This window comes from bacterium (genome assembly GCA_020444325.1).
Lineage (GTDB): Bacteria > Bacteroidota > Ignavibacteria > SZUA-365 > SZUA-365 > BM516.
This window is the reverse complement of the sequence record JAHLLD010000002.1, coordinates 271,388-295,231: the sequence shown is the minus strand read 5'-3', so window position 1 is coordinate 295,231 and position 23,844 is coordinate 271,388. Positions and strand designations below refer to the sequence as shown.

Here is a 23,844-nt window from a genome sequence, read left to right as displayed (position 1 = left end):
AGGATTTTTCCTTACACTGCGATTTCAGGCATACACGATGGAACAACTGCTCACTGATACGCTGAACACCGCACCGGTCGCCGGTACGATTCTCCTCGCGTTGATCGTTATCATGATCAATGCGCTGAAGAAAGATTCGCACACAGCGGAGTACTGGGTGTCGCTCATCGGCATTCTCGGCAACATCGCGCTGGCCGTGTGGACGTTCCCGCACCGTGGAACAGCCTTCGACGGGATGGTGATGACAGGCGGCTACGCCAGTCTTGTCAATATCATATTCCTTGTGGCGGCGGGACTCACCATAATGCTCTCCCGGGAATACATCGCGAAAATCGGTGTCGCGTACGGAGAATTTTTCCATCTCATTCTCCTTGCAGTCGGCGGAATGATGGCGCTTGCCACAGGAACCGACCTCGTCGTGACCTTTATCGGCCTCGAGCTGATGTCTGTCTGCCTCTACGTGCTCGCCGGCTTCAGCCGTCGCGTTCTCAAAGCCAACGAAGCCGCGCTGAAATACTTCCTTCTCGGCGCCTTCGCCACCGGCTTCTTTCTCTACGGCATCGCGTTGATTTACGGCAGCACCGGTACGACCAACATTCTTGAAATCGCTCAGAATCTGCAGGCACTCAAGTCCGATCCCCTGTTCCTGACAGGGGTCGGACTGCTGCTTGTCGGCTTCGCCTTCAAGGTCGGCGCCGTCCCCTTTCACATGTGGGTGCCCGACGTGTACGAAGGCTCCCCCACGATGGTCTCCGCCTTCATGTCCACCGGCGCAAAGGCCGCGGCCTTCACGGCCCTGCTGCTTGTCTTCACATCAACCTTCAAGTTCACCGAGAGCAGCATCAACACCGTGTTTGCCGTCCTCTCTGTCGCTTCGATGCTGATTGGAAACCTCGTGGCGCTGGCACAGAGCAACATCAAACGCATGCTGGCATACTCGAGCATTGCGCATGCGGGCTACATGCTTATCGGACTCACGGTCGGTGGTGAGATCAGTCTGGCAGGCGTGCTGTTCTACCTGATCTCCTACACACTCACCAACATCGGCGCCTTTGGCATCGCCTCGGTGATCGAGAACAGTGAGCAGGGCGGCACGGCCATCGACAACTTCAAAGGACTTTATTACCGCCGTCCCACGCTCGCGGTGATGATGGCAGTATTCATGTTCTCGCTGGTGGGACTCCCCCCGCTCGCGGGCTTCTTCGGGAAATACTACATCTTCGTCGCCGCAATCGAAGGCGGTTACACCTGGCTCACCATTATCGGTGTCATTACCAGTATGATTTCGGTGTACTACTATCTCCGTGTCGTCGTGGTAATGTTCTTCCAGACAGAGGAACAGCCCCAGCAGACGGTGTTTTCCGGCAGCAGTGCCTTTGCACTCGCGCTTTCAGCCGTCGGCATCCTGCTGATCGGCGTTTTCCCGTCGTGGATACTCGACTGGATGGGCCGCTTATTCTAGAAGCATATGCTTCCTGTCTACACATCTGACGAGATGCGCGCCTGTGACAGGGCCGCGATCGAAGAATACGGAATTCCCGGCATCGTCCTCATGGAAAATGCCTCACGGGGCGCCGTCGATGCCGCCGAAGAATTTTTTGGCGACATGGAGGGCGCCTTCGTCGTCATACTCTGCGGCAAAGGCAACAACGGCGGGGATGGTTTCGCCATGGCGCGGCACCTGGTCAATCGCCGGGCACGCGTGCTGGTGTACACGCTGGGACCCGATGAAGCGTCGCAGGGAGACGCGGCAGCAAACCTTCGGATCATCCGACGGATGGAGAAAGACACGGATCTCCTGCGCGTGCAGCTTCTGAGCGGCAGCGCTGCGCTGCAGGACACGATCGACCGGCGGCCCGACTTCGTGGTGGACGCCATGCTCGGGACCGGAATCAGTTCGCCAATCAAGGGGGAAATCGCCGAGATCGTTGAGGTACTCAACCAGTCCGACATCCCCGTCTTCGCGGTGGACATTCCCACAGGCATCAATGCGGATACCGGCGAAGTACTGGGCATTGCGCTCGAATGCGCCGCGACGGCGACCATGGGCGGACTCAAGCGCGGACTACTGCTGCGTGAGGGACGCGTGTATGCCGGAGAGGTGTTCAATATTGATATCGGCAATGCGCAGGCGGGATACACCGAACATGCGACTTCAACTTTCCAGCTCACCGAGCACGCCATGCGCAAATGGCTGCCGCGGCGCCGGCACGATGTGCACAAGTATCAGCTGGGAAATGTCTTCGTGCTTGCCGGGTCAACCGGGCTCACCGGTGCGGCCGCCATGGCATCGGAAGCGGCACTGCGCAGCGGTGCCGGCATCGTCAATCTCGGTGTTCCAGCCAGCCTCAATTCCATCTTGGAAATCAAGCTGACCGAAGTCATGACCATTCCCTTCGGGGAAACCAGTGTCGGGAGCTTCAGTCTGCAGGATTTCGATGCCATACTCAAACGCTGTGACGACGCCAGCATCAGTATCCTCGGTCCGGGCATTTCCCGGCAGTATGAGACGCAGAATCTCGTGCGCCGCCTCATCGAACGCGCCTCGCGTCCCCTCCTGCTCGACGCTGACGCGCTGTACGCCCTGCGCGAGCATCTCCCGCTGCTGCAGCAGACGCAGAACGACATCATCCTCACACCCCATGTCGGGGAATTCGCGCGTCTCGTGGTGCAGTCCAAGGAAGAAATCGAGAGCAAGCGCATCGACATCGCACAGACGTTCGCCGTGGAATTCGGTGTCACCCTCGTGCTCAAGGGAGCCCCGACAGTCGTCGCCACGAAGGATGGGAAGACCTTCATCAACTCTACGGGCAATCCCGGCATGGCCACGGCGGGATCTGGTGACGTGCTTTCCGGCATCATCGCAGGACTCGCGGCGCAGGGTGCCAGCATGGAGCAGGCCGCATGCCTGGGCGTGTATCTGCACGGACTCGCGGGCGATCATGCACGGGATATCGTCGGTGAGTACGGGCTGATTGCCACGGACATCATGCACGCGTACGGCGAGATTATCCGCGATCTGCTCAACGGCTCGGATGCCGCCCAGCGATGAGCCATCGCCAGCGTACCGTCCTTCCCGCCACCCTCTGGTTTCTTCTCATCATGGTGCTGTTGTCCCTCCCCGGATCGTCCTTCCCTGAAGTCAATTTCTGGAAGCCCGACAAAATCGCGCATTTCGGACTCTTCGGCATGCAGACCGTGCTCCTCTGGATCGCATTTGCGTACCGCAGAGCAGCCGGAAGTTCATCCGAGAGCGGCGGGCAACACAATGCCGGCAGCAAAACTGAAAATGGTGTCCAGCCCAATCCCGGTTGGGGGCTCCTGCTCCGTGCCGCCATTATCACCCTGATTTTCGGCGCACTCAGCGAATATTACCAGGACGTCTTCACATCGCGCCTCGCCGACACGTACGACATTCTTGCAAATGCCATCGGCATCGCGCTCGCCTGCCTGTTCATTGCCATCACCGGCCGCATGCGCATCCTGCACCTCTCCGCCCGACTCCTCCGCCTTCCTCTTCCATCGGAAAAATCCTGAAAAAACGTAATATTATTTAGACCAGGTATTGATTAGCGTCACCCCAGCACGTATATTGTGCCATACCTTTTCTGTAAATGGTCCGATTGTGATAAAAAAACCGCCCAGCACAGGCGGTTTTTTTATTACAGTCTCTTGGTGACTTGGTGTCTCCGTGACTTTGTGCAATCAAGAGATATCACCCGTGTCTTATCGTCAGCATATCCCCATCCTGCACCAGGTATTCCTTCCCTTCAAGCCGCCAGTGCCCGGACTCCTTGCAGGCCGAGATACTCCCGTACTCGACGAAATCCTCGAAGTGGACCACTTCTGCACGAATGAAGCGATCCTGCAGGTCGCTGTGGATGACACCCGCTGCTTCCGGAGCGACGCTTCCGCCGCGAACATTCCACGCGCGGCATTCATCCTCGCCGAAAGTGAGGAAGGAAATGAGTCCGAGCATCTCATAGGCTGAGCGGATAATACGCGTCAGAGCCGATTCCTCGATGCCATAGTCCTTCATGAACTCGGCGGCGTCCTCATCCTCCATCTGTGCGAGTTCCATCTCGATCTTGCCGAAGAAGGCATCCACGCTGATACCACTGTCCTTGAAGCGCTCCTGCAGCTCATTCACGATACCATCGGTCTCTCCCACCTTGTCCTCTTCCATGTTGAGGACAACGAGCAGCGGTTTCTGCGTGAGGAACTGGAAACCTTTTATCAGCTGTGCATCCTGCTTGTCGATCTCCACCGTGCGCAGCGGCTTTCCTTCGTCGAGTGCTTCCTTGAAGCGTTCGAGCACCACAAGTTCGTGTTTGAGCTTATCGTCCTGCACCTTCTGCACCTGCTTGCGCAGCTTCTCGACGCGGTTCTCAACCATTTCCATGTCACTGAGGAGGAATTCCGTCTCGAGGATTTCGATATCGCGGGCCGCATCCACTCCACCTTCGGGATGCGGATACATCGGATCATCGAACATGCGCACCACGTGCATGAGGGCGTCGTTCGTCTTCACTGATCCGAGGAAAGAACTGGTGAACTGCGTCGAAGAATGGTCGCCCTTCTTGAGGCCGATCACATCGACGAATTCGATTGAGGTATAGACTTTCTTCTTCGGGTTGAAGAATTCCGCCAGCTTATCCACGCGCGCATCCGGCACCTTCACCATAGCATGCTGCGACTGCTGCTTGGCCAGCGTCGCCTCATCGAGATGCGTCCGCGTCATGGTTTGAAAGAGTGTCGATTTCCCACTGAAAGGGAGTCCTACGAGTCCGATCTGCATAGTGTGATCCTAGTGCTTGTAACAGGATTCTAAAGATACGGGAATGGGGGGTAAATTGCAGATGTCAGATTGCAGATTGCAGATTGCAGATTGCAAATTGCAAATTGCAGATGGCAGATCGCAGATGGCAGATTAGCTCATCGGCCACACGCTCTGCGTGGGGACGATGGTCATTTGTCATTTGCCATCTGCCATTTGTCATCTGCAATTTGTCATCTGCCATTTGTCATCTGCAATTTGTCATCTGCAATCTGCCGTATGCAGGAAACCCCCGGTAACACCGAGGGTTTCCAAAGATTCAGCCAGATTATCAGATCATGATTAACTGTTAATCTGATCCTTGACCCATGACGAGGGGACGGATTTCGGACGGGTGATGGGGAGTCCGTAGGCGCGGGCGACGACTGCCTGGGATGCGATTCCCAGAGCGCGGCTGACGCTGAAGAGCACCGTGTAGTAGGAGAACTCCTTGAGTCCGTAATGATACAGCATGGCGCCGGAGCCGGCATCGACGTTTGGCCAGGGATCGGCGATCTTCTTGATCTGGCGCAGCACACCCGGGACCACGTCAAAGACGTTGGAAACGGTCTGGAACACGGGATCATCCATGCAATACTGCTTGCCGAAGGCGAGGAAGGCGTCGAAGCGCGGGTCGGTGATGCGCAGCACGGCGTGGCCGTAACCCGGAATCACCTTTCCGGAATCGAGCGTATCCCACGCGAACTTCTCGAGCTGTTCTTTCGACGGTGCGCCGCCGAATTCCTTGTTGACGTCGAGAATCCACTTGAGGCATTCCTGGTTCGCGAGTCCATGCAGCGGACCGGCGAGGCCGTTGAGTCCTGCCGACATGGCATAGTAGAGATCGGACAGTGCGCTGTTGACCGTCGCGGCCGAGAACGCGCTGACGTTGCCACCCTCGTGGTCGCTGTGGAGAACGAGGTAGAGGCGCATGAACTTGGTGAATTCACCGTTGGGATCGCCGAGTCCGAGCATGTGCACGTAATTGGCGCCCCAGTCGAGCTTCGGATCGGGCATGATGGCTTCGCCCTTGCCGAAACGCTTGCGATAGATCCATGCGGCGATGGCCGGCAGCTTGGCGACGATGGAAATGGCATCGTCGAGCGTTGCCATCCAGTACTCGTCCTTCTTCATGCCTTCGTCATAGCGCTGACGGAACACCGATTCCTTCTCCATGACGAGAATGGCGGTGTTGAACATGGCCATCGGATGCGAGTCGGCCGGCATGGCGCTGAGCACGTCCCAAACGTAACTGGGAACGTCCTGCTTCTCGCGCAGCTGTGCCTGCAGATCAGCCAGCTCTTCGTCATTCGGGAGCGATCCGGAGAGGAGGAGGTAGAAAATTTCTTCGGGAAGTTTCTCGGTGAGCTCTTTCAGCTCGATACCGCGAATAATAAGTCCTTTGTCCGGCGGAACAACGGAGGTATCGCAGACGAGGCCCTTTACGCCGCGCATACCGCCATACACCTGCTTGATAGTTACTTGAGAGACGACTTTGTCGCCATGCTCCTTGACGAGCTGCTTGATCTCATCGCGTTTCGGAGCGTAGACTTCTGCCAGTTTTTCCTGGAGTTTCGGCATTGGTCCTTCCTTCTGTTTGGAATGTAGGTACGTGGATTAAGGGTATCAGGATGATTATAGAAATTTCTGCAGTAAGATGAAAGATATCAAGGACATTTCCCCCGTTTATTTCTGGTGTTTCGAGAAAAAAAAACGGAGAGGGAGCCCGTTTTCTTCCCTTTGTTCTGTACAAAGATTTCTTATATTGCACGCACACCGCCATGACTACAGGGAACGGTTGGTGTCGTGAACTTCGGGACACCGGTTCACCTCGCTATCTACAACACTTTTTCCAGGTGCTGCCATGTTTGACGATCATGAAGAACTCGTACGCGTCGCTGTCGCTGTTATCCGTGACGGGGAGACGTTCCTCATCTGTCAGCGTGGGATCAACCATCGCTACGGACTCAAGTGGGAATTCCCCGGCGGCAAGCTCATCCAGGGCGAAACCCTGCGCGAATGCCTCGAGCGCGAGCTGTGGGAGGAACTCGATATCGAGCCGGTGAAGGCCAAGGAACTGCGCACAATACAGGCGACGTATCCGGATGGAGGGAATTTCCTGATCACATTTTTCCTCGTCACAGAATACAGCGGTACAATCCAGAACAAGGTCTTTGAGGATGTCAAGTGGGTGACACTTGAACAGATTCACACCTATGAGATGCTTGAAGGGTCACTGCCGATTCTGCCTTACCTCGAATGAGGGCGCAAGTCCACGTTCAATCCCGGTCCTTCCCCGCCCACAGGCGCAAACAGCTGCGCGAACGTCTTCTCCGCTGGTATACTCGTCATGCACGCACCCTGCCATGGCGAGACATCGACAATCCCTACTACGTACTCGTAAGCGAATTCATGCTGCAGCAGACGCAGGTTGCGCGCGTGCTCGAGCATTTTCCTCGATGGGTGGGACGCTTTCCAGACATCAATGCACTCGCAGCGGCGACCCGGCGCCAGGTACTCCTTGCATGGTCGGGAATGGGCTATAATCGCCGCGCATTGCATCTGCATGAGGCAGCACGCATGGTGCGCGACGAGTATGGTGGGACGCTGCCCTCGGATCCGGCGGAATTACAGAAACTACCGGGAGTGGGACGCTATACGGCATCAGCCATCGCCTGCTTCGGCTTCAGAAAGCGGCATGCGGTGGTGGATGTGAATATCCGGCGCGTGCTTTCACGCCTGAGTGAGAACATGGGAAACAGCAGCCACATGCTGCCCGAGCCTCTCATATGGCAGACAGCGGCCCTGCTCCTCCCCGAACGCGCATACTACAACTGGAATCAGGCACTCATGGATCTCGGTGCCACGATATGCACAGCCCGCGTTCCCTCCTGCGACCAGTGTCCCCTCACCACGCAGTGTCCCTCTTCCGGCAAGCTCGAAGAAAAGGCTCCGGCCGAACGCAACGTGCTGCGCGAGACACCGCGGCGCATTTACCGGGGACGCATTATCGAACTGCTCAGACAGGCGAAGGGGCACTGCATGTCCGCCGCAACACTCGGGGAAAAGACGTTCGCCGGGGAAACTACTCCTGCCGGTACTGCAGGGGCAACACGCGAGGCGGATCTGCGTCCCAGGCTGCTGGATATTCTCGCGACGCTGCAGCGGGACGGCATGATTCGCGCACGCAGGGGCAGACGCCAGGTGACAGATCTGCGCGCATATGCGGAAGGACTCGAAGATTTGAAAATCTGCATGACGGATTAGACATGAGAGCGGAAAGCGATATTTACGAAGAACTGGTGAAGGAATACGCTGAGCATGGAGCAGATATCCGTGTTCGACTCGAAGAATTCCGTGCCGTTCCCGAGCACCGCTGGTTTTACGAACTCTGCTACTGCATGCTCACCCCGCAGTCGAGCGCGAAGCAATGTGCGCTGGTCAGCGCAGAGCTCGAACGCCGGTCCTTTCTCGAAAAGGCCTTCGATCCCGCTCCCCTGCTGCGCAATCATGAGAACGGCTACGTCCGTTTTCACAACACCAAGGCACGGCGCCTGCTTGCGGCTCGCGAGCAGTGGATGGATACGCAGGGACGACTCCGCAGCGACCTGCCGGACCGCCACCTGCGCAATACGCTTGCTGAAACCATCGCTGGCATCGGCTACAAGGAAGCGAGCCATTTCCTGCGCAACATCGGGCGCAGCAATCTCGCCATCGTTGACCGGCACATCATCCGCAACCTCCTCCGGCTTGAAGTACTGCATGAATGGCCGAAATCCATTTCCCGGCGCCGTTACATGGAAATTGAAGCACTTTTTGAGGATCTTGCGCACAGGCTCGAAATCTCGATGGATGAGCTCGACCTCCTCCTCTGGCGACGTGAAACAGGTTTCCTTCTGAAATGACTTCGGATCCTCAACATTCATCCCAGGCTGCAACGCCATGGTCACCTCCTCTGCTGCGCCTTCAGCAGTGCAGCTTCGCGTATGAGAAGCTCGCGGTGCTTGAGGATATCGATTGCAGCGTCGAACCGGGAGAATTCCTCGGAATTGTCGGACCCAACGGCGCGGGTAAAACCACCGTCCTGCGACTGCTGTCCGGACAGTATCCTCCCCGTGCAGGCAGCGCGACTGCAAATGGCGTTTCCATCCATGCGATGCCTCCACGCGAGCGCGCGCGCATGATGTCCGTCGTTCCGCAGACCGAGGCTGTGATGTTTCCGTGGACGGTGTTCTCGCTCGTCATGCTCGGACGCCATCCGCATACAAAGAGCTTCGGCTTCGAAGATGCGCGCGATCACGAAGCGGTGCAAGCCGCCATGGAAATGGTAGGCGTGTCGCATCTCGCCTCGCGGGAAGCGACGTCGCTTTCGGGCGGTGAACTGCATCGCGTCCTCATTGCGCGTGCGCTGGCACAGGATACCCCGGTGATTTTCCTGGACGAGCCGAATGCACATCTCGACATCCGTCACCAGGTGCAGCTTTTCGCACTTCTCTCGCGCCTGCATGCCGAGCAGGGACGCAGCATCGTCATAATCACGCATGACCTCAACCTCGCTGCAATGTACTGCGATCGCCTCCTGCTGGTCGATAATGGAAAAATCGCCGCGCACGGGAATCCGGCTGAGGTCCTTCGCAGCGACCTGATCGCCCGGCACTTCGGCGTTGACGTCCTCATTGAAGATTCCTCCCCCCCGCACGTGCGGCTGCTTCCCCCGGAAACACTCTGAACATCCATGCAACCGTGGCATCCTACGCCGCGTTGCGCTATCTTTGTTAATCATTATTTGCGCTTGGACACTCATGTCGACCACACGTAGAGAAGCGCGGGAAAAGGCCATGCAGGTTCTGTATGCCTACGAAATTTCGCGCGAACCCATAGAAATGCTTCTGGAATCCATCGCCGGTGAGGAACTCGGGGAGAACGACGACCTCTATCGCTTCGCCCAGGCGCTGGTGTATTCCGTACTCAATCACCGCAGCGAGGCAGACCTTCTGATTCGCGAGAAAGCCCAGCACTGGGATTTCGATCGCATCGCGACGATGGACCGCATCCTCCTCCGCATGGGTATCGTCGAATTCCTGCATTTCCCGGAAATTCCCACCAAGGTCTCGATCAACGAGTGCGTGGATATCGCCAAGCGCTACAGCACCGATCAGAGCAGTCGTTTCGTCAACGGCATGCTCGACAGCATTCTCGGTGCACTGAACAGTGAAAATCGCATTCAGAAAGAAGGGCGCGGACTGATCGACAGGTAGCGTCGCTCCGCGTTCCGCGCATTCCCACAGCCTGAAAGGACAGCATGAGTGTTTCCGCAGCGGTACTGCGCACGCGCACCGCGCATGACCGCGTACTCCATGGCTGGTACATGTACGACTGGGCAAACTCCGCCTTCGCCGTCACCATACTCGCAGCCCTGTTCGGTCCCTACCTCGACAAGGTTGTCGTCCCCGCCGGCGGCGTTGACATTCCCCTGCTTGGCATCCATGCCCTCAGCGCGACGTCGCTGTACGGGTACGCGCTCGGACTCTCCGCCCTTGTCGTCCTTCTCAGCTCACCGATACTCGGTGCCATCGCCGACAGCACCTCCGCGAAGAAATCCTTCATGATGTTCTTCTGCTACCTGGGCAGCGCCGCCTCCCTGCTGATGTTTTTCGTCGGAGAAGGCGATGTCACCATGGCACTTCTTCTGTTCATGGTGGGAAATCTCAGTTTCGTCTCCGCCAACGTGTTCTATGATGCCTTCCTGCCGCATATCGCCACGCCGGATATGCAGGATGTGGTTTCCGGCAAGGGCTATGCCTATGGCTATGCCGGGGGAGGACTTCTCTTCGCGCTGCAACTCGTACTCGTGCAGTTTCACGACTTGCTCGGCGTGAGTGAAATCATGGCCGTAAGGATTGCACTCGGGAGTGTGGGACTCTGGTGGGGCGGTTTCGCCATGATCACCTTCCGCCGCCTGCCTGAGCCACGCATGGAGGGACGGCGTCCCTCAACGCCAACACTGGTAAAGGACGGCTTTGTGCGCATCCGCAGGACCTTCGGGAAAATCCGTTCGCTTCGACAGATGGGCATCTTCCTGCTCGCCTTCATGATATACAATGACGGTATCCAGACTGTGATCGCCATGGCTACCATCTACGGAAGTGAGGAACTTGGCTTCGACACGCTCACGCTCATGGGCGCGTTGCTGATGATTCAATTCGTGGGTATTATCGGAGCACAGCTGTTCGGCATGCTTGCGAAACGCTTCGGCAGCAAGAACATGGTCATTGTTTCCCTCGTGATATGGACGGGCGTGGTCGTGTACGCGTTTTTCATGACGCAGCCGATGGAGTTCTGGGTGCTGGGTGCGGTGGTCGGACTCGTACTCGGAGGAAGCCAGGCACTCTCTCGCTCCCTCTACAGCCGCATCATCCCTCCCGCCGCTTCTGCCGAATTTTTCGGCTTCTTTTCCGTCTTCGAAAAATTCAGCGCCATCTGGGGTCCCATCGTCTTCGCCCTCATCCGCCAGCTCACCGGCTCGGCACGCCTGAGCATCCTCTCCCTCGTCGCCTTCTTCATCGTCGGCATGCTCATCCTCATCTTCGTCCGCCTGGGTGAAGCCGAACGCGAACGCGACGAGCTGGAGCTCTTACTCCAGGAGGACTGAGCTCCAATCCCAGAAAACACAGCGCACGCAACATGACAGGCCGGTTTTGCAACATAAAGGCAAAACCGGCTTTTTTACGTCCCCTCGCTGAATGCAGGATGCAACATGAGGACAAAAATCAGCATCCCCGGGAAAAGACCCGGGGCGGGTCGCTGTTGTACATTGCACACGTTACCGCTGCGACCGAACGCAGCATATGTCCAACCCGTTCTCCGGGAGGAGGAAACCATGAAAGCACTTACCATTCTCGCCGCCATACTTCTGCTCGCAAATCTGAGCAGCGCACAGACCATCATCACCCTGCAGCCGGGTCCTGAAGACGGCAAGGACGCCATGGTCTGGGATGACCCTCTCTATAACAAGGCCATCCGCAACTATGCCACACATGAAGAAATGCTCGTGCACGCGTGGACGGACCAGGGCGTGCCGGTCTGCGCACGCAGCTATGTCGCCTTTGACCTGTCGGGCATCACACGAAAGGATCTGGTATCAGCACATCTGACACTGTACAACAATCCCTCCGGCACGTTTGAAGGACAGCATCGCGCTTGGAGCGGACCGAACAACGCCTGGGTGCGACGTGTGATCACACCGTGGAATGAGGAAGAACTGTCCTGGAATAACCAGCCTGCGTATACCGATCTGCATCAGGTGCAGCTCCCCGCGTCGCAGCTGGGGAATGAAGATTATACGATAGACGTTACTGCGCTGGTACGCGACATGCTGTACCGCTTCCCCGATCGCAGCCACGGTTTCGCCATCATGCTCGAGGAAGAGGATTTCTACCGTGCCCTGGTGTTCGCCACCAGTGATTATCACGATCCTTCGCGCCGTCCGAAACTGGAACTGCAATTCGGTGACAGGGCCACATCTTCGGTGCATCACGGCAGAAGCATGCCGCTGAAGCTCGACGTGTATCCGAATCCTTCTTCCACCCAGGTGGAAATCAAGGCCGAGCTGCCCGAGGGAAGCCGCGGCTACGTAGAATTACTCAATTCCGTGGGACAGGTACTGTTGTCTTGGGATGTCGAGGGCAGTACGCTGCTGCATCTCCCGCTCACCGGATATGCATCGGGACAGTACTGGCTGCGTCTCGGAACCGATGCGCAGGTCGAAATAAAGTCCCTCGTCGTGCAATAGAACAGGATTATGCAGTTTCTGCATAATTGCGTGCTGGGAAATATGCAGTTTCTGCATAATGCAAAACGCGGACGTCATGAGTGTGCACATGACGTCCGCGTTTTTCTATGCCAGGAAGAATTCTCACAACTCCTCCTTCTGCAGTGTCCTATTTCAGGGCCAGTTCCGCATTAATGCGTCCATAGCCGAATTCTCCGTCCTTTCCGGGGAGTCCGAGATCGTCGGCGCTGTCTTTGAGTTTCTCACAGATAGCGGTGGCATCCCAATCCGGATGTTCACTCTTGACCAGGGCCGCGAGTCCCGACACCAGCGGTGCCGCCATGCTCGTGCCCGTCGAGAACATGTACCAGCCATCGGGATTCCGCAGTCCCATTCGCTTTGCAACGGCAGGCGCGAGTGCGGAAATAACCATTTCATCCATGCTCCTGAAGGCATTGTTGTTGCAGTCTATGCTTCCGCCCGGGGCTGCGAGTCCGACGACGTCCGAACCATAGTTCGAATAGCAGGCGAGCTTTTCGCTTCCCCGCGCACTTGCAGGACCACTGGCGCTGACGAGCAGCGTACCGGCTTCATCGGTCACCACGAAGCTCTGCATGGAGCTGGCGCGCAGATCCATTCCAGCATTCCCGGCCGAAGCCACAACGGCCACACCATGACGTTCTGCGTAGTCGATGGCAGCATGCAGCATTTCAGATATTGTGGAAATCTGGGAGAGACTTCCGAGTCCACCGGCACTGAGGTTGATAACATCCACATCGGCGACGTCCACCGCGTACATGATTCCAGCAATGAGATTCGCGAATGATGCACGTCCTTCATCATCGAGCACCTTGACTCCAACGAGCGTGATATCCGGCGCGATACCGGCCACACCGAGGTTGTTGGACGAAATCAGCGCGGAGACATGCGTACCGTGGTAATGACGATCAATGAAATCACGCTTGTCGGCGGGATTGGAAGCACTGAGGTTGATGCTTGCATCGAGGTCATACTTTCCTTTCAGGTCTACATGATCAGGACTGATGCCAGTATCGAGCACGCCAACGCGCACCGAGCGGTCACCGCGTGCGGACTTCCATGCTTCGGAAGCCTTGATCTGCTGCAGTCCCCACTGTATATCGTAAAACTCAGCGTCCTCACCCGAACGGAGGCTGCCATCCGTGCTCGTGCCTGCTGCCTGCACGGTGACATTGATGTCGGAAGATATCGCGTTGACCCAGTCCACGGAAACATCGCGAACAAATTCCTCGAGCGTCTGTTCCTCCATAATGAGCGGAATCATCGCATCCTTCACATCGCTGATGCATGCGATGCGAATCTGCGGCCAGACTTCGTCTACCTTGCAGTTCATGGCCCGCATCCGCAGCCTGAAACCGGCTTCATCCCCCTCGAATTTCACCAGATAGTGATCTGTGACCTGGTAGCCGTTTCCGTCGCCGTCATGGACGGGTGCCGCGTCAAGTGTGCCCTCGAGCGCGATGAGAGAAAGGAAAAACAACCCAATATATAGCGAAGTGGATAGTGTGCGTTTCATGATGTCCTCCATGGAGCAATCATTATGAAAATGGATTCCGCAGCCGCTGGCTACGCGTTGACACGGGGCGCTGTTGCGCTCACTGTTCTTGATTTAGACTTATTCTCGTTAGTGACATCTACAGGATACACATCCATCCCACCCTCCACAATAGGTGGTACTACCCATTTTTCATGTGTTTTATCCTTTTTCTTCCTGTCCCCTGTTGCCGGGCGTAGCGCAATGCTCACATATCCGGTTTGTTCAGCGGTGTCCGTACCCCGGGATGCGCTGCTGTCAATCTGCTGAGCACGTCAACACTGTCCCTGCACACATCATGCAGTTCATCAACGAGGCGTATCATCTCCACCACATCACTGAAAATGTTCACCGCTTCAGTGGGCGGCACATGTCCACGTTCGCGCATGCGATCATACGCCTCCTCCACCTCATCGAGCGCAAGCTGCAGGCTCAGATCGACAGCCTCCTGGATATGTTCGATCCTGATACCAGGCTGTTTTTTCTTTGCGATGCACGCATGCAGTACGGGACCGAACAGTTCTATCGCGATACTCACCTGATCCTGCTCGAAACCTTCACGCTGCCGGTGAAAAGCCAGGAGGCGCGCATAGGTCCGAATGGGACGGCGATCGCGGGTACGAATGGAAAAGAGCAGCACCTCGAAGAAAAGTGTAACGTAGGCAGTGAGCGTCTGTGCTGTCATGCGAACGTAATCGCTGCATCCGCCGGAATCCTGCTCATCTCGGATACGCTGTACGATGTCAGGAATGATGATCTCACTGTCCACCTTGAGCATACTGGCGATTGTGAGATTCGGGCGCTGTGCGACACGGACGAACGCCGCCTGATTCCGCTGCGTCCAGAGCTCAGGCTGCGTCTTCATGTTTTCAATGAGGATGAGCATGCGGCGCGCGAGATCATAGCGTGGCGTGGGTTTCCACCCGGTCTCACGGTACGTATGTGTTGCATCGACGCGCAGCTCACGGTCGATATAGCGCAGCATCCAGATTTTTTCGAATGGCGATTTCCCGAACAGCGAGGCCACAGCCTGCCGCAAGGCCACGGCAGGGAGCGCCATCGCACGTGGGATATGCACCGGCGCGCATTCCCTTCCGTAAAGGAAGCGCGTCGAGGTGCAGAAGAGCTGTTCATGGGACGTTGTATGCGATGGACTGGCGTTATAGACAGCGAAAGGTGGAAGCGCTGCTGATTTTTCAACTATGCGGAGGAAGAGGGAAACCAGATCCCTGATGTGGAGATACGGGACAGCGCTTTTCCCTCGCCCGCCCAGCATACGCGCGTTCCATGCCGAAGAGAGCCAGGTATTGAGGAACGCGTATACGGGGGGATACTCGCACCAGTCGCTGAAGATTGCCGCCAGACGGACGATAGTACGTGCAAATGGCGCATCATGCTCGCGTATCACTTCTTCCGCATCCCGCTTGCTGCGCGCATACGGAACAGTGGCATCCGCAGAACTCTCCTCGGTAATACATGCACCACGTTCCGGAAAACTGCATGCCGCGAGTGAGCTTGCGAAGATCACGCGTTTGATGCCGAGCTTCGATGCGAGGTCGAGGACATTTCGTGTACCTCTCACATTGGTACGTTCGTACTCGGGGTGTTCCCTGTTTGTGAAATCGTAATACCCGGCGAGGTGCAGAAGATAGTCTGCCCCGCCATTCGCCTCGATGCATTCGGACACATTCAGCAGTGCGTCTCGCTGTGCGACATCCACCTGCGTCCACCTCTGCTGCTCCATTTTCGGAATACCGGCTTCGTACTGCGACCGCCGGGCGAGGCAGAACAGACGATACTTCCCCCGTGCGGCCTCGAGAAAATGTCGTCCCACAAAACCAGAGGCCCCGGTCACCACAATACCCGGCAGCTGCCGGTCCATCACCTCGCCATTTCTATCGATATTCACCGGTCACCTTCGCTACTGTGTGCCGTGTTGCGGATCATCAGCATGCTTCCCGTTCCCCTCAACGGATGCACTACGGCTTAAAAAGTGGACAGTGACGGCCATCGCTCCGTCACCAATACCGGAAAGCAGAATGAGCCAGACGGCATCCACAAAAACGTAGTAGGTAAGAAGAAAAACTGCGGCGGCGCTTTTGATAATGACGATGCATTGCAGAAGGAACTGCTGTCCCTCCCGCACCCTTGCCGTATAGAGATAGAGTACCCCGAGGAGCAGGTGGAATACGCCGCCCTGCACCGCGAAAAACGGTTCAGACAGTGCATGCCAGCCCGCCCAGACAAGGAGTTCTTCCGGATGAAGCAGTAACAACACACCGGTCAGCATGGAATGAAAGGCAATGCCGACCAGTGCGACCGAAAGCCATTTCCTGTCAGTCACCACGGAAGCGGCCCCGGCCACCTCTCCTGAATCCAGCAGTTCCTCGTGTACTCATTACGCGGCGGCCTCTTCCACCGCCCCGACCGGATCCCCTACCACGTCCCGCCCCGATTCCGAATCCTGCGCGCATGGGTCGCTGCGTCGATGCATCGTCCTGCTGCTTCGCTGTGGCATCAGTCGCTGTGGCATCAGTCTCCGTGCAGCGTCCACGCTGCCATCCAGTCAGTGGTCCGTTTCCTGTGGGACCTGTGCGATCAAATCCTGGCATCACTGCCTCCTGTTAAAGTTGTGGTGTTCGTGGTTGCTGTTCGAGGTATAATTCCCAGGCATCCTTCACGGTGCTTGCGGTCCCGGTCTGGATGACCTGTATGTTTGCGGCATTGAGTGCATCTTCTGCTTTGGGGCCTACGCGGCCGGTGAGCAATGTTCTTACACTGAGGTTGGCAAGCAATTGTGCGGATGCGGGTCCGGCGCCATGCTCTGCGTCGCCATTGACAGAATTGTCGATGTAGCGCGTTTGCAGGGTGACATCGTCAATAAGGAAGAACCCCTGTGCTCTGCCAAAACGCTCGTCGAGTGGGGAGTCCCAGGCATTGCGATGTGCGGTGATTGCAAGGATCATGTTTCTGCTCCGACAGTTTCGAAATGATTCCATATTTCTTCGATTGAATTGATGACCTCCTCGTCCTCGGACTCAAGGAGCGTCTTCCCCTGTCTCAGCATTTCCGGGAATGCATCAGACCAGGGGAACTCCGCTATGACAGGTATGTCGCGATTGCGGCACAGGGCATGGATTTCGTTGCGCGTGGTAGGATCGAGATCTGTTTTGTTAATGACGCAGAGCATGTCGAGCTCAAATCGCTCCAGCAGCGCCACGAGTCGCGTCATGTCGTGCACACCTGCCTGTGTGGCTTCAGTCACGACGAGCACATGCGTCGCACCGGAGACCGCGGAGATTGCCGGACACCCTATTCCCGGTGGACCATCGATGAGCACGCAGTCACTTCCCTGTTCCTCAGCGATGCTCACCGCCTGTTTCCGTACCTGTGCGACAAGCTTGCCGGAATTCTCCTGTCCCGCGAAGAGATTCGCATGTGACATCAGTTGACCGAAGCGCGTCCTTGCCTTGCTGAACGTCCCTGTGACGCGGGGATGCATTGAAATATGGCCGTCCATGCAGACATGGCTGCAAATCCCGCAGCCTTCGCAGGCGTACGGATCAATCACGACGGAATGATCGTCATATCGGATCGCATTCCATGCACAGGCGCTGACGCACATGCCGCATTGCGAACAGCCGCGTGTGTCCACAAGTGGTTCCGAACCACCGAAAAAGCGCTCCGTCTCAACTTCTACGGGCTTGAGCAGCAGATGGAGATTTGCCGCATCGACATCGCAGTCCGCAACCACGACATCACTCCCAGCCATCTGTGCCAGCGCAGCCGATATCGTCGTCTTTCCTGTTCCGCCCTTCCCACTCATGATCACGATCTGTTTCATGACGTCACCTCTTCACGGCGCATAATTTCCTCGAGTACGGTCATGAGCAGCGGTGTAAAGTTTGGAAGGACTCTCGGCAGCAGCATTCCCCGCGCCCCGGCACGTGCGATCTCCCTGCTCTGGGGAATTTCACCCAGGATGCGGATTCCCTCTTTCATGCAAAAAGCATGTACGGTCGTATCGTGTGCCACCGACTTGTTGATGAGCACGGCAAAATTCTGCTCCAGTTCCCGGAGCATGCTCACGGCAAGAATCATGTCATGGAGTCCGAAAGGAGTGGACTCCGCCACGACGACGGTGAGATCCGCGTGCCGCACCGCTTCTACTGCGGCGCAGGCCGTGCCCGGTGGCGCATCTATGATGGTAAGCTGCTCACTATCGTCCGCACGTTCCTTCACAGCGCGGATCAGTGCCGGCGCTTCGGTGGAACCGACATCCAGCCGGCCCGAAGTAATGGCCAGGTTTTCCACCTCGCGGCGCTCGACGACACCGATGCTTTTTGTGCCTTCCAGAATCGCTCCTTCAGGACACAGCGCAACGCAGCCCCTGCAGCTCTTGCAAAGCTCCGGAAAAACGAGTACCTGGGAGGGAAAAACCAGGATGGCGTGATACGCACACACCTCCTGGCAGCGGCCGCAGCGGGAACAGAATTGCTCTTCGACCACGGGTATCATACCGCTCACCTGTTCGCTCCTGCTCACAGGGACGTTGAAGTAGAGATGGGCATTCGGTTCTTCGACGTCGAGATCCAATAGCGCAACCCGCCGCTCGCGCGCCAGCAGATACGCCAGAGATGTCGCGATTGAAGTCTTCCCCGCACCGCCCTTTCCGCTGGCAATTGCGATGGTCACGGCGTCACCTCAAATCCCACCGGGGTCGTCTGCAGCATTGCGTCAGCTGCTGTAATCAGGTTGCCGTGCTGTCGGTATTGTGCTCGAATTTGCATCACCTTTTTGCACATATATTCATAACTCCCGCACCCATAATAACGAACATATGTTCATAATGCAAGGGGTTATTTTCTATCGATCAGGCAGTACTGACCACCAAAGACCTGGTCCCTGAACCGCATCAGATCTCTCGCATCGTTCCCCATCGTCGCGGGCATTACAGGGATGCGCGTCCCCACTCTGTTCCCTTCGCATCGTTCCACAATCCGGTGTAATCGCGACAAGAATAATGGACGTTTTTTCTTTTTTTCTTGACTTACCGGAATTCCGCGCTATATTAAGGCTGTCAATCGTCAACTCATATTCATTTGCTGACCATCGCTCCCCTGAAAATGGAAGTGATGAGAAATGGAAACTGGCTCTGCGCGACGGCAGCTTGCACGCGATCTCGTTGCGCGCCAAGAGAGCCATTGCGATGGCATACACACATATTCACATACATTTTCTGGAGTCCCTCATGAAAGCTCTCACCATCCTCGCCGCCTTCCTGCTTATGACAACGGCCAGCTTCGCACAGAACGGTGCTTCCGTAGACGATTTCGAGGTCTTCGGTTTATTTTACAATCCCTGTTGCGATGAACTCGTCGAAGTTATGGGAACGGCACAACTTGTCTTCCGCAATGGATTTGGAAATTTGAACAATAGCAATCTCGTCCTGAAGGGCGCCAGCGGTACCACCGCAGGCGGACGCACATACACACAGAGAGGTGCCTCGACGCAGAACATCGAAGTAAAGGATGACGGCAGTGGTGTTGCGACATTCCAGGTGCATTTTGTCGCTCCCGACGGCTGCAGCTTCAGTGTCCGAATGGTGCAGAAATTCACCTTCAACGCGAACGGCGAGCTTGTCAATGAAATCGTCAGCTCTGAAACCACCTGCGACTAATACTTTTACGACGCGTCACCACCGCGCGACAAAATTGAAGAGAGGGCGGACTCCGGTCCGCCCTTTTCTGTATCCACCCTATGGGGTGGTATGGAATGGGAACGTGATCGATCCAGCATGGCATCCGGGAGCAGCACCGCATGGATGAAACAGATTGCAAACAGCACCGTATTCTTTCATAGAAGCGTATATTATCTTATACCTTCGTTTACCTTATATGTCTCAAAGAATCCGGCATCATCATGCCCACTCCCGATCAGATTCTTGAAAGCCTGCAGAGTATAAGCACACAGTTTACTGGATTGGCCCTGCTCTGGCACATCGCGGCAGGCATCCTCCTTATTGCACTCATAGCGGGTCGGCGTCCAGCGCAACGCATGTTGGGTTTGCTGCTCACATTACCACTGCTGTCTGTCAGTTTACTTGCCTGGATGTACGGCAACCCCTTCAACGGCAGCATGTTTGCGATCCTGGCGGTCGCGCTTGTTGTCATCGCTCTACGATTTCCAGGTGCGAGGGTGAGGATAGATGGGAAATGGAAATATTCTGCCGTCGCCATGATCGTTTTCGCCTGGGTATATCCCCATTTTCAGGCTGATACCGGTATCTGGCACTATCTGCTAAGCGCTCCGCTCGGACTCGTACCGTGTCCCACACTCTCAATGGTGATTGGGATCACCATGCTTTGTGGAGGGCTCGGATCGAAGAGCTGGACGCGCGTTCTTGCTTCGGCAGGAATTCTCTATGGCACTTTCGGAGCCTTTCGACTCGGTGTTACGATCGACATCGTGCTTCTTGCTTCAGCAATGCTTCTGTTTGCGTTGCCCGGTCGAGATGCACCTGCAGAGAACAAACGCCGTCCTGAAAATGCTGTCTAAGTCAGCGAAATGTGATCGTGTCACTTCAGCACGACGAATGGGAGGTGCTGCTCACCGAGGAGGATGAGGTACAGGCCGCTGCGCAGATGGGAGACGGTAAGCTGCGGCGTACCGCGAGAAAGTCCTCCCTGCATTACACAGCGCCCCAACTGGTCGAAGATTTGATACGTCATCGCCTCTCGGTTTGATGAGAGGATATGGACAACGTCCCGCGCTGGATTCGGATAGAGTTCAAGATTGCTCACCTGTGGCAATTCATCGACATCGGTGTTTGCCTGGAACTCATAGCAGCCAATATCGGGTGCGCCGTTTGTGGGACGCGGGTTCCCATCCAGATCGTCCGGCGGGGCTACGATGCCGTCCGCTCCATCGATCAAAACGCTGTTCGGCAGGAGGTGGAAATCCAGGGTGGCGGCATTGCGGAAGTTCAGATCGTACTCGGAGATGTTTCGCAAAACGGCGTTCGGGTTGGGGAGGTCCTCGACGACGAACTGGTTGCTGACATTGTTTTTGACCAGGCAGCCGCTGCTTTTCTCGCCTCCCTTGGTGTCGGTGATCTGTATCCATGAAGGACCCGGACGAACTCCGGGCGTGGGATCCAGCACCGTATTGTTGATGATGCGGCAGTTGCGTGCGCCCATGAAGGTGATGCCATGCCAGTGATCGACGACGATGAGGTTGTTTTCCACCACCCAGTCATTGTAGAAGCCATCAAAACAGCCGATTCCCTGGAGAGGTCCCCGCAGCGGCTGATCCGGGTCAGTATAGTTCAGGATAATGTTTCGACGAACGATGTTGTGATCGACTGTGAGTCCCCCCGTGGTGTAGGACTGTATCCCGTCATCATGATTATCATCGACGTCATAGCAATTGCGGATGATGTTCGCTTCGAAAAGATTCCAGCTCCCGAGAATGCGCATGCCATCGCCCGAAAAATTCACGACCTCGGTGCCGCGGATGATATTCGCATCCCCCATCACCATGACACCCATATCGGTGTTGCGCACTGTACAGCCTGTGACCAACGACGAATCACAGCGTACGAAAATCCCTGACGATACTTTATCCAACCACTCCTCGGCCGTATCCCAAGGCTGTTCAGCGCTGTAGACATCACAGTTGTCGAGTGTGATGTGAGCAGTGGGTCCTGCATATCCATGACTTTCGAGATACACGAGGTTGCCGCCGTCGTACGCGCCATACGGCTCGGTACTGACCCGCACTCCGAGAAACTTCCACCTGCTGCAGGCGAGCAAATGCATGCTGCCGAGAATCGCCTCCTCCCCATCCGCCGCCATCACCACAATCTCACGCGCATTACGATAGCCGCGCAGAAGCAGCGAGCCATGGAGTCCGGCATGCAGCACCAAAGTATCCCCGCCTTGCACCGGAGCACCGGCATTCTTCGCAACCAGCGAACTTGTCGCCGGATCATACGGCAGGGGCGCAAACTCGAAAGAAGAAATCAGTCCTGCCTCCACCACCTCCTGCAGCGTCGCCCACGGCGCCGAAGCCGACCCATCATTCTGCATACTCCCATGGATCGGATCAACATGAAACTGCCGTGCCAGCGACCACCCCGGTACCGCCAGCACAAGCACGAGCATGCACAACAACAAACGCATACAACCCTGGAGCAAATGAAAGAATAATCCGCGCAACGATCCTCGGCACAGCCAGCGCACACCTGACAAGATACATCAGGCGCACAGCCCCCGTCAACGCCCCCAAGGCCGCTCCCATACTCGATACATTCACTGAGTCCCCACCCCATCAGCCATCCCTTCTCCATCCAACACCACACAACCTTGCTCCCCCACATTTTTCCAGCTATATTAGAAGATTCGGGGTGTAGCGTAGCCCGGTATCGCGCCTGCTTTGGGAGCAGGAGGTCGTCGGTTCAAATCCGGCCACCCCGACTAAGTCGTTGTCCTACAACATATTCGCTGGAACTGCGGTACGTTTACGGGACGGTTTGTGCGGCCTGCATCGTTCTCCGGTGCAGGCCGTTGTTGTTCACTCTCATGGATTAGGATGCCAATTGCCGTCCTATCTGATCAGGTTAGTCTGTTTCAACCAGGTTGGACAGATCCAAGGTGACTCGCCGAATTGTTCACATCCGTCTCTGGGGCTCTGTGGTTGCGTGGTTTCTCACTGCGCATCCGATGCATCAATGCAACCGGTCCTCGATAAAAGCTGAAATCTTCCCGCCACCCGTTTTATCAGCTCCTGGGCTGAAACGTAGCTGATCACAAAGCCGTCGCCACCGGGGTGCATTGATCCCTTTATGTGTTCCGAGGATCTGGGGATTATCTCCCCATTTTTGTCTATGCAGACCCTCGGGGATTCCAAGTTTCTTCATGTTCGCGTCTGCGTACCCGAATCCTACGAATAGCACCTTAGTCGCACTGGTGATCATGGTTCGTACATGTTGGAATTCGGAGTCCTCGATATGCGCCTCATGAACGACTCGAATGCTGTTGACGGCAGCGTCGATCAGATCTGGACTCACGCCTGATCCATAGGTCTCGCTCGAGAAGGGCCCTAAGCTTCCATGTACATGCATGATCGGGATTTCAGACTGGTCAAACACAGGATGCATGGAGTACTCGAAGTTGATCACTTCGCTCAAGTAGAACTCCAGTGAACGATCGTAGTTGAATGTCACAATGGCGAGCGGTTGAGCGCAGTATTCTTCCCAAGTTGGGGCTTTGATGATACCCCATAGCGATTGGTACCAGTGATCTGCTGGTTGATTAGGTGGAAATAGGTGCTCCCTGGTTTTTCGTTCAGCTTGCAGCATACAGTACGCCATCGCAGCCTTTCCAATGCCAAGGAAACGTCCTTCCTGCACACTACGATCGTCGTCCTCAAGAAAAGCATCAACTGAGGCTGCCCCCGATCGCCGCAATACGTGTTCGAACATTCCGTAGTGGTCGGGATCAATACCAATGTGCTTGAGTTCGTCATACTGTTCTTCCTGCCATTTTACCCGCAGGACTTCGTCACGCAGTTCGGCTCCCAGAGGGAAGCGATAAGGTTTGCTCGCCCCAGCACCCAGAATGAGCACAGTTGGTTCGGTAACCATTGCAGCCTCCGATTCTTATTCGTGTAGAACTTGGTGTC

The 23,844-nt window shown here is 56.2% G+C and carries 22 protein-coding genes and 1 tRNA gene; 13 read left to right on the top strand and 10 right to left on the bottom strand.

What is annotated here, in order from left to right:
• Window positions 1-37: 37 nt before the first annotated feature.
• The 3 genes from KQI65_03990 to KQI65_03980 are packed head-to-tail and all read left to right on the top strand — an operon-like array spanning window position 38 to window position 3,537.
• Window positions 38-1,462, top strand: coding sequence for an NADH-quinone oxidoreductase subunit N (locus KQI65_03990; GenBank protein MCB2203885.1), 1,425 nt, complete (start codon window positions 38-40; stop codon window positions 1,460-1,462).
• Window positions 1,463-1,468: 6 nt separating this feature from the next.
• On the top strand, window positions 1,469-3,052 hold the full coding sequence (locus KQI65_03985) for an NAD(P)H-hydrate dehydratase (protein MCB2203884.1): 1,584 nt from the start codon (window positions 1,469-1,471) through the stop codon (window positions 3,050-3,052).
• Window positions 3,049-3,537, top strand: coding sequence for a hypothetical protein (locus tag KQI65_03980; protein MCB2203883.1), 489 nt, complete (start codon window positions 3,049-3,051; stop codon window positions 3,535-3,537). Before KQI65_03985 ends, KQI65_03980 begins: the two co-directional genes overlap by 4 nt.
• A 178-nt stretch (window positions 3,538-3,715) precedes the next feature.
• Here KQI65_03980 and ychF read toward each other — a convergent pair whose 3' ends face one another.
• Together ychF and KQI65_03970 are read right to left on the bottom strand one after the other, a co-directional pair.
• Window positions 3,716-4,798: a redox-regulated ATPase YchF gene (gene ychF / locus KQI65_03975; protein MCB2203882.1), complete on the bottom strand. Its 1,083-nt coding sequence runs from the start codon at window positions 4,796-4,798 to the stop codon at window positions 3,716-3,718.
• 321 nt (window positions 4,799-5,119) lie between these two features.
• Complete coding sequence (locus KQI65_03970; GenBank protein ID MCB2203881.1) at window positions 5,120-6,397, bottom strand: citrate (Si)-synthase; 1,278 nt, start codon at window positions 6,395-6,397, stop codon at window positions 5,120-5,122.
• 283 nt (window positions 6,398-6,680) lie between these two features.
• On the opposite strand from KQI65_03970, the gene KQI65_03965 reads away from it, so the two are divergent.
• The 7 genes from KQI65_03965 (at window position 6,681) to KQI65_03935 (ending at window position 12,608) form a co-directional block, all read left to right on the top strand.
• Window positions 6,681-7,079 (top strand): (deoxy)nucleoside triphosphate pyrophosphohydrolase, encoded by a 399-nt coding sequence (locus tag KQI65_03965; protein MCB2203880.1) that lies wholly within the window; start codon window positions 6,681-6,683, stop codon window positions 7,077-7,079.
• Window positions 7,076-8,083, top strand: coding sequence for an A/G-specific adenine glycosylase (locus KQI65_03960; GenBank protein MCB2203879.1), 1,008 nt, complete (start codon window positions 7,076-7,078; stop codon window positions 8,081-8,083). The genes KQI65_03965 and KQI65_03960 overlap by 4 nt, the downstream gene beginning before the upstream one ends.
• Before the next feature lie 2 nt (window positions 8,084-8,085).
• On the top strand, window positions 8,086-8,721 hold the full coding sequence (locus tag KQI65_03955) for a hypothetical protein (GenBank protein ID MCB2203878.1): 636 nt from the start codon (window positions 8,086-8,088) through the stop codon (window positions 8,719-8,721).
• Window positions 8,718-9,545, top strand: coding sequence for an ABC transporter ATP-binding protein (locus KQI65_03950; GenBank protein MCB2203877.1), 828 nt, complete (start codon window positions 8,718-8,720; stop codon window positions 9,543-9,545). The genes KQI65_03955 and KQI65_03950 overlap by 4 nt, the downstream gene beginning before the upstream one ends.
• Before the next feature lie 73 nt (window positions 9,546-9,618).
• Window positions 9,619-10,074 carry a transcription antitermination factor NusB gene (gene nusB, locus KQI65_03945; GenBank protein ID MCB2203876.1) on the top strand — a complete coding sequence of 152 codons (456 nt, stop codon included), beginning with the start codon at window positions 9,619-9,621 and terminating at the stop codon, window positions 10,072-10,074.
• Window positions 10,075-10,118: 44 nt separating this feature from the next.
• Complete coding sequence (locus KQI65_03940) at window positions 10,119-11,468, top strand: MFS transporter (protein MCB2203875.1); 1,350 nt, start codon at window positions 10,119-10,121, stop codon at window positions 11,466-11,468.
• Window positions 11,469-11,696: 228 nt separating this feature from the next.
• Window positions 11,697-12,608 carry a DNRLRE domain-containing protein gene (locus tag KQI65_03935; protein ID MCB2203874.1) on the top strand — a complete coding sequence of 304 codons (912 nt, stop codon included), beginning with the start codon at window positions 11,697-11,699 and terminating at the stop codon, window positions 12,606-12,608.
• A gap of 148 nt (window positions 12,609-12,756) precedes the next feature.
• Here the strand turns inward: KQI65_03935 and KQI65_03930 are convergent, their stop codons facing one another.
• From KQI65_03930 to KQI65_03905, 6 genes are all read right to left on the bottom strand, one after another.
• The gene (locus KQI65_03930; protein MCB2203873.1) at window positions 12,757-14,142 is read right to left on the bottom strand and encodes a S8 family serine peptidase; all 1,386 of its coding nucleotides are present in this window, start codon (window positions 14,140-14,142) and stop codon (window positions 12,757-12,759) included.
• A 226-nt stretch (window positions 14,143-14,368) separates the two neighbouring features.
• A complete protein-coding gene (locus tag KQI65_03925; protein MCB2203872.1) occupies window positions 14,369-16,069 on the bottom strand; it encodes an NAD(P)-dependent oxidoreductase in 1,701 nt (566 codons plus the stop codon).
• A gap of 12 nt (window positions 16,070-16,081) precedes the next feature.
• Window positions 16,082-16,525 (bottom strand): hypothetical protein, encoded by a 444-nt coding sequence (locus KQI65_03920; GenBank protein MCB2203871.1) that lies wholly within the window; start codon window positions 16,523-16,525, stop codon window positions 16,082-16,084.
• Between the two features lie 259 nt (window positions 16,526-16,784).
• Window positions 16,785-17,126 (bottom strand): NifB/NifX family molybdenum-iron cluster-binding protein, encoded by a 342-nt coding sequence (locus KQI65_03915; GenBank protein MCB2203870.1) that lies wholly within the window; start codon window positions 17,124-17,126, stop codon window positions 16,785-16,787.
• Window positions 17,123-18,004 (bottom strand): P-loop NTPase, encoded by an 882-nt coding sequence (locus KQI65_03910; GenBank protein ID MCB2203869.1) that lies wholly within the window; start codon window positions 18,002-18,004, stop codon window positions 17,123-17,125. Before KQI65_03910 ends, KQI65_03915 begins: the two co-directional genes overlap by 4 nt.
• On the bottom strand, window positions 18,001-18,855 hold the full coding sequence (locus KQI65_03905) for an ATP-binding protein (GenBank protein ID MCB2203868.1): 855 nt from the start codon (window positions 18,853-18,855) through the stop codon (window positions 18,001-18,003). Before KQI65_03905 ends, KQI65_03910 begins: the two co-directional genes overlap by 4 nt.
• A 556-nt stretch (window positions 18,856-19,411) precedes the next feature.
• Here KQI65_03905 and KQI65_03900 point away from each other — a divergent pair.
• Window positions 19,412-19,840 carry a hypothetical protein gene (locus tag KQI65_03900; protein ID MCB2203867.1) on the top strand — a complete coding sequence of 143 codons (429 nt, stop codon included), beginning with the start codon at window positions 19,412-19,414 and terminating at the stop codon, window positions 19,838-19,840.
• 242 nt (window positions 19,841-20,082) lie between these two features.
• Window positions 20,083-20,718, top strand: coding sequence for a hypothetical protein (locus tag KQI65_03895; protein ID MCB2203866.1), 636 nt, complete (start codon window positions 20,083-20,085; stop codon window positions 20,716-20,718).
• A 20-nt stretch (window positions 20,719-20,738) separates the two neighbouring features.
• Here KQI65_03895 and KQI65_03890 read toward each other — a convergent pair whose 3' ends face one another.
• A complete protein-coding gene (locus KQI65_03890; GenBank protein ID MCB2203865.1) occupies window positions 20,739-22,343 on the bottom strand; it encodes a right-handed parallel beta-helix repeat-containing protein in 1,605 nt (534 codons plus the stop codon).
• A 220-nt stretch (window positions 22,344-22,563) separates the two neighbouring features.
• Here KQI65_03890 and KQI65_03885 point away from each other — a divergent pair.
• Window positions 22,564-22,637: transfer RNA gene (locus KQI65_03885), tRNA-Pro, on the top strand.
• Window positions 22,638-22,888: 251 nt separating this feature from the next.
• Here KQI65_03885 and KQI65_03880 read toward each other — a convergent pair.
• On the bottom strand, window positions 22,889-23,806 hold the full coding sequence (locus KQI65_03880; protein MCB2203864.1) for an SIR2 family protein: 918 nt from the start codon (window positions 23,804-23,806) through the stop codon (window positions 22,889-22,891).
• Window positions 23,807-23,844 lie beyond the last annotated feature (38 nt).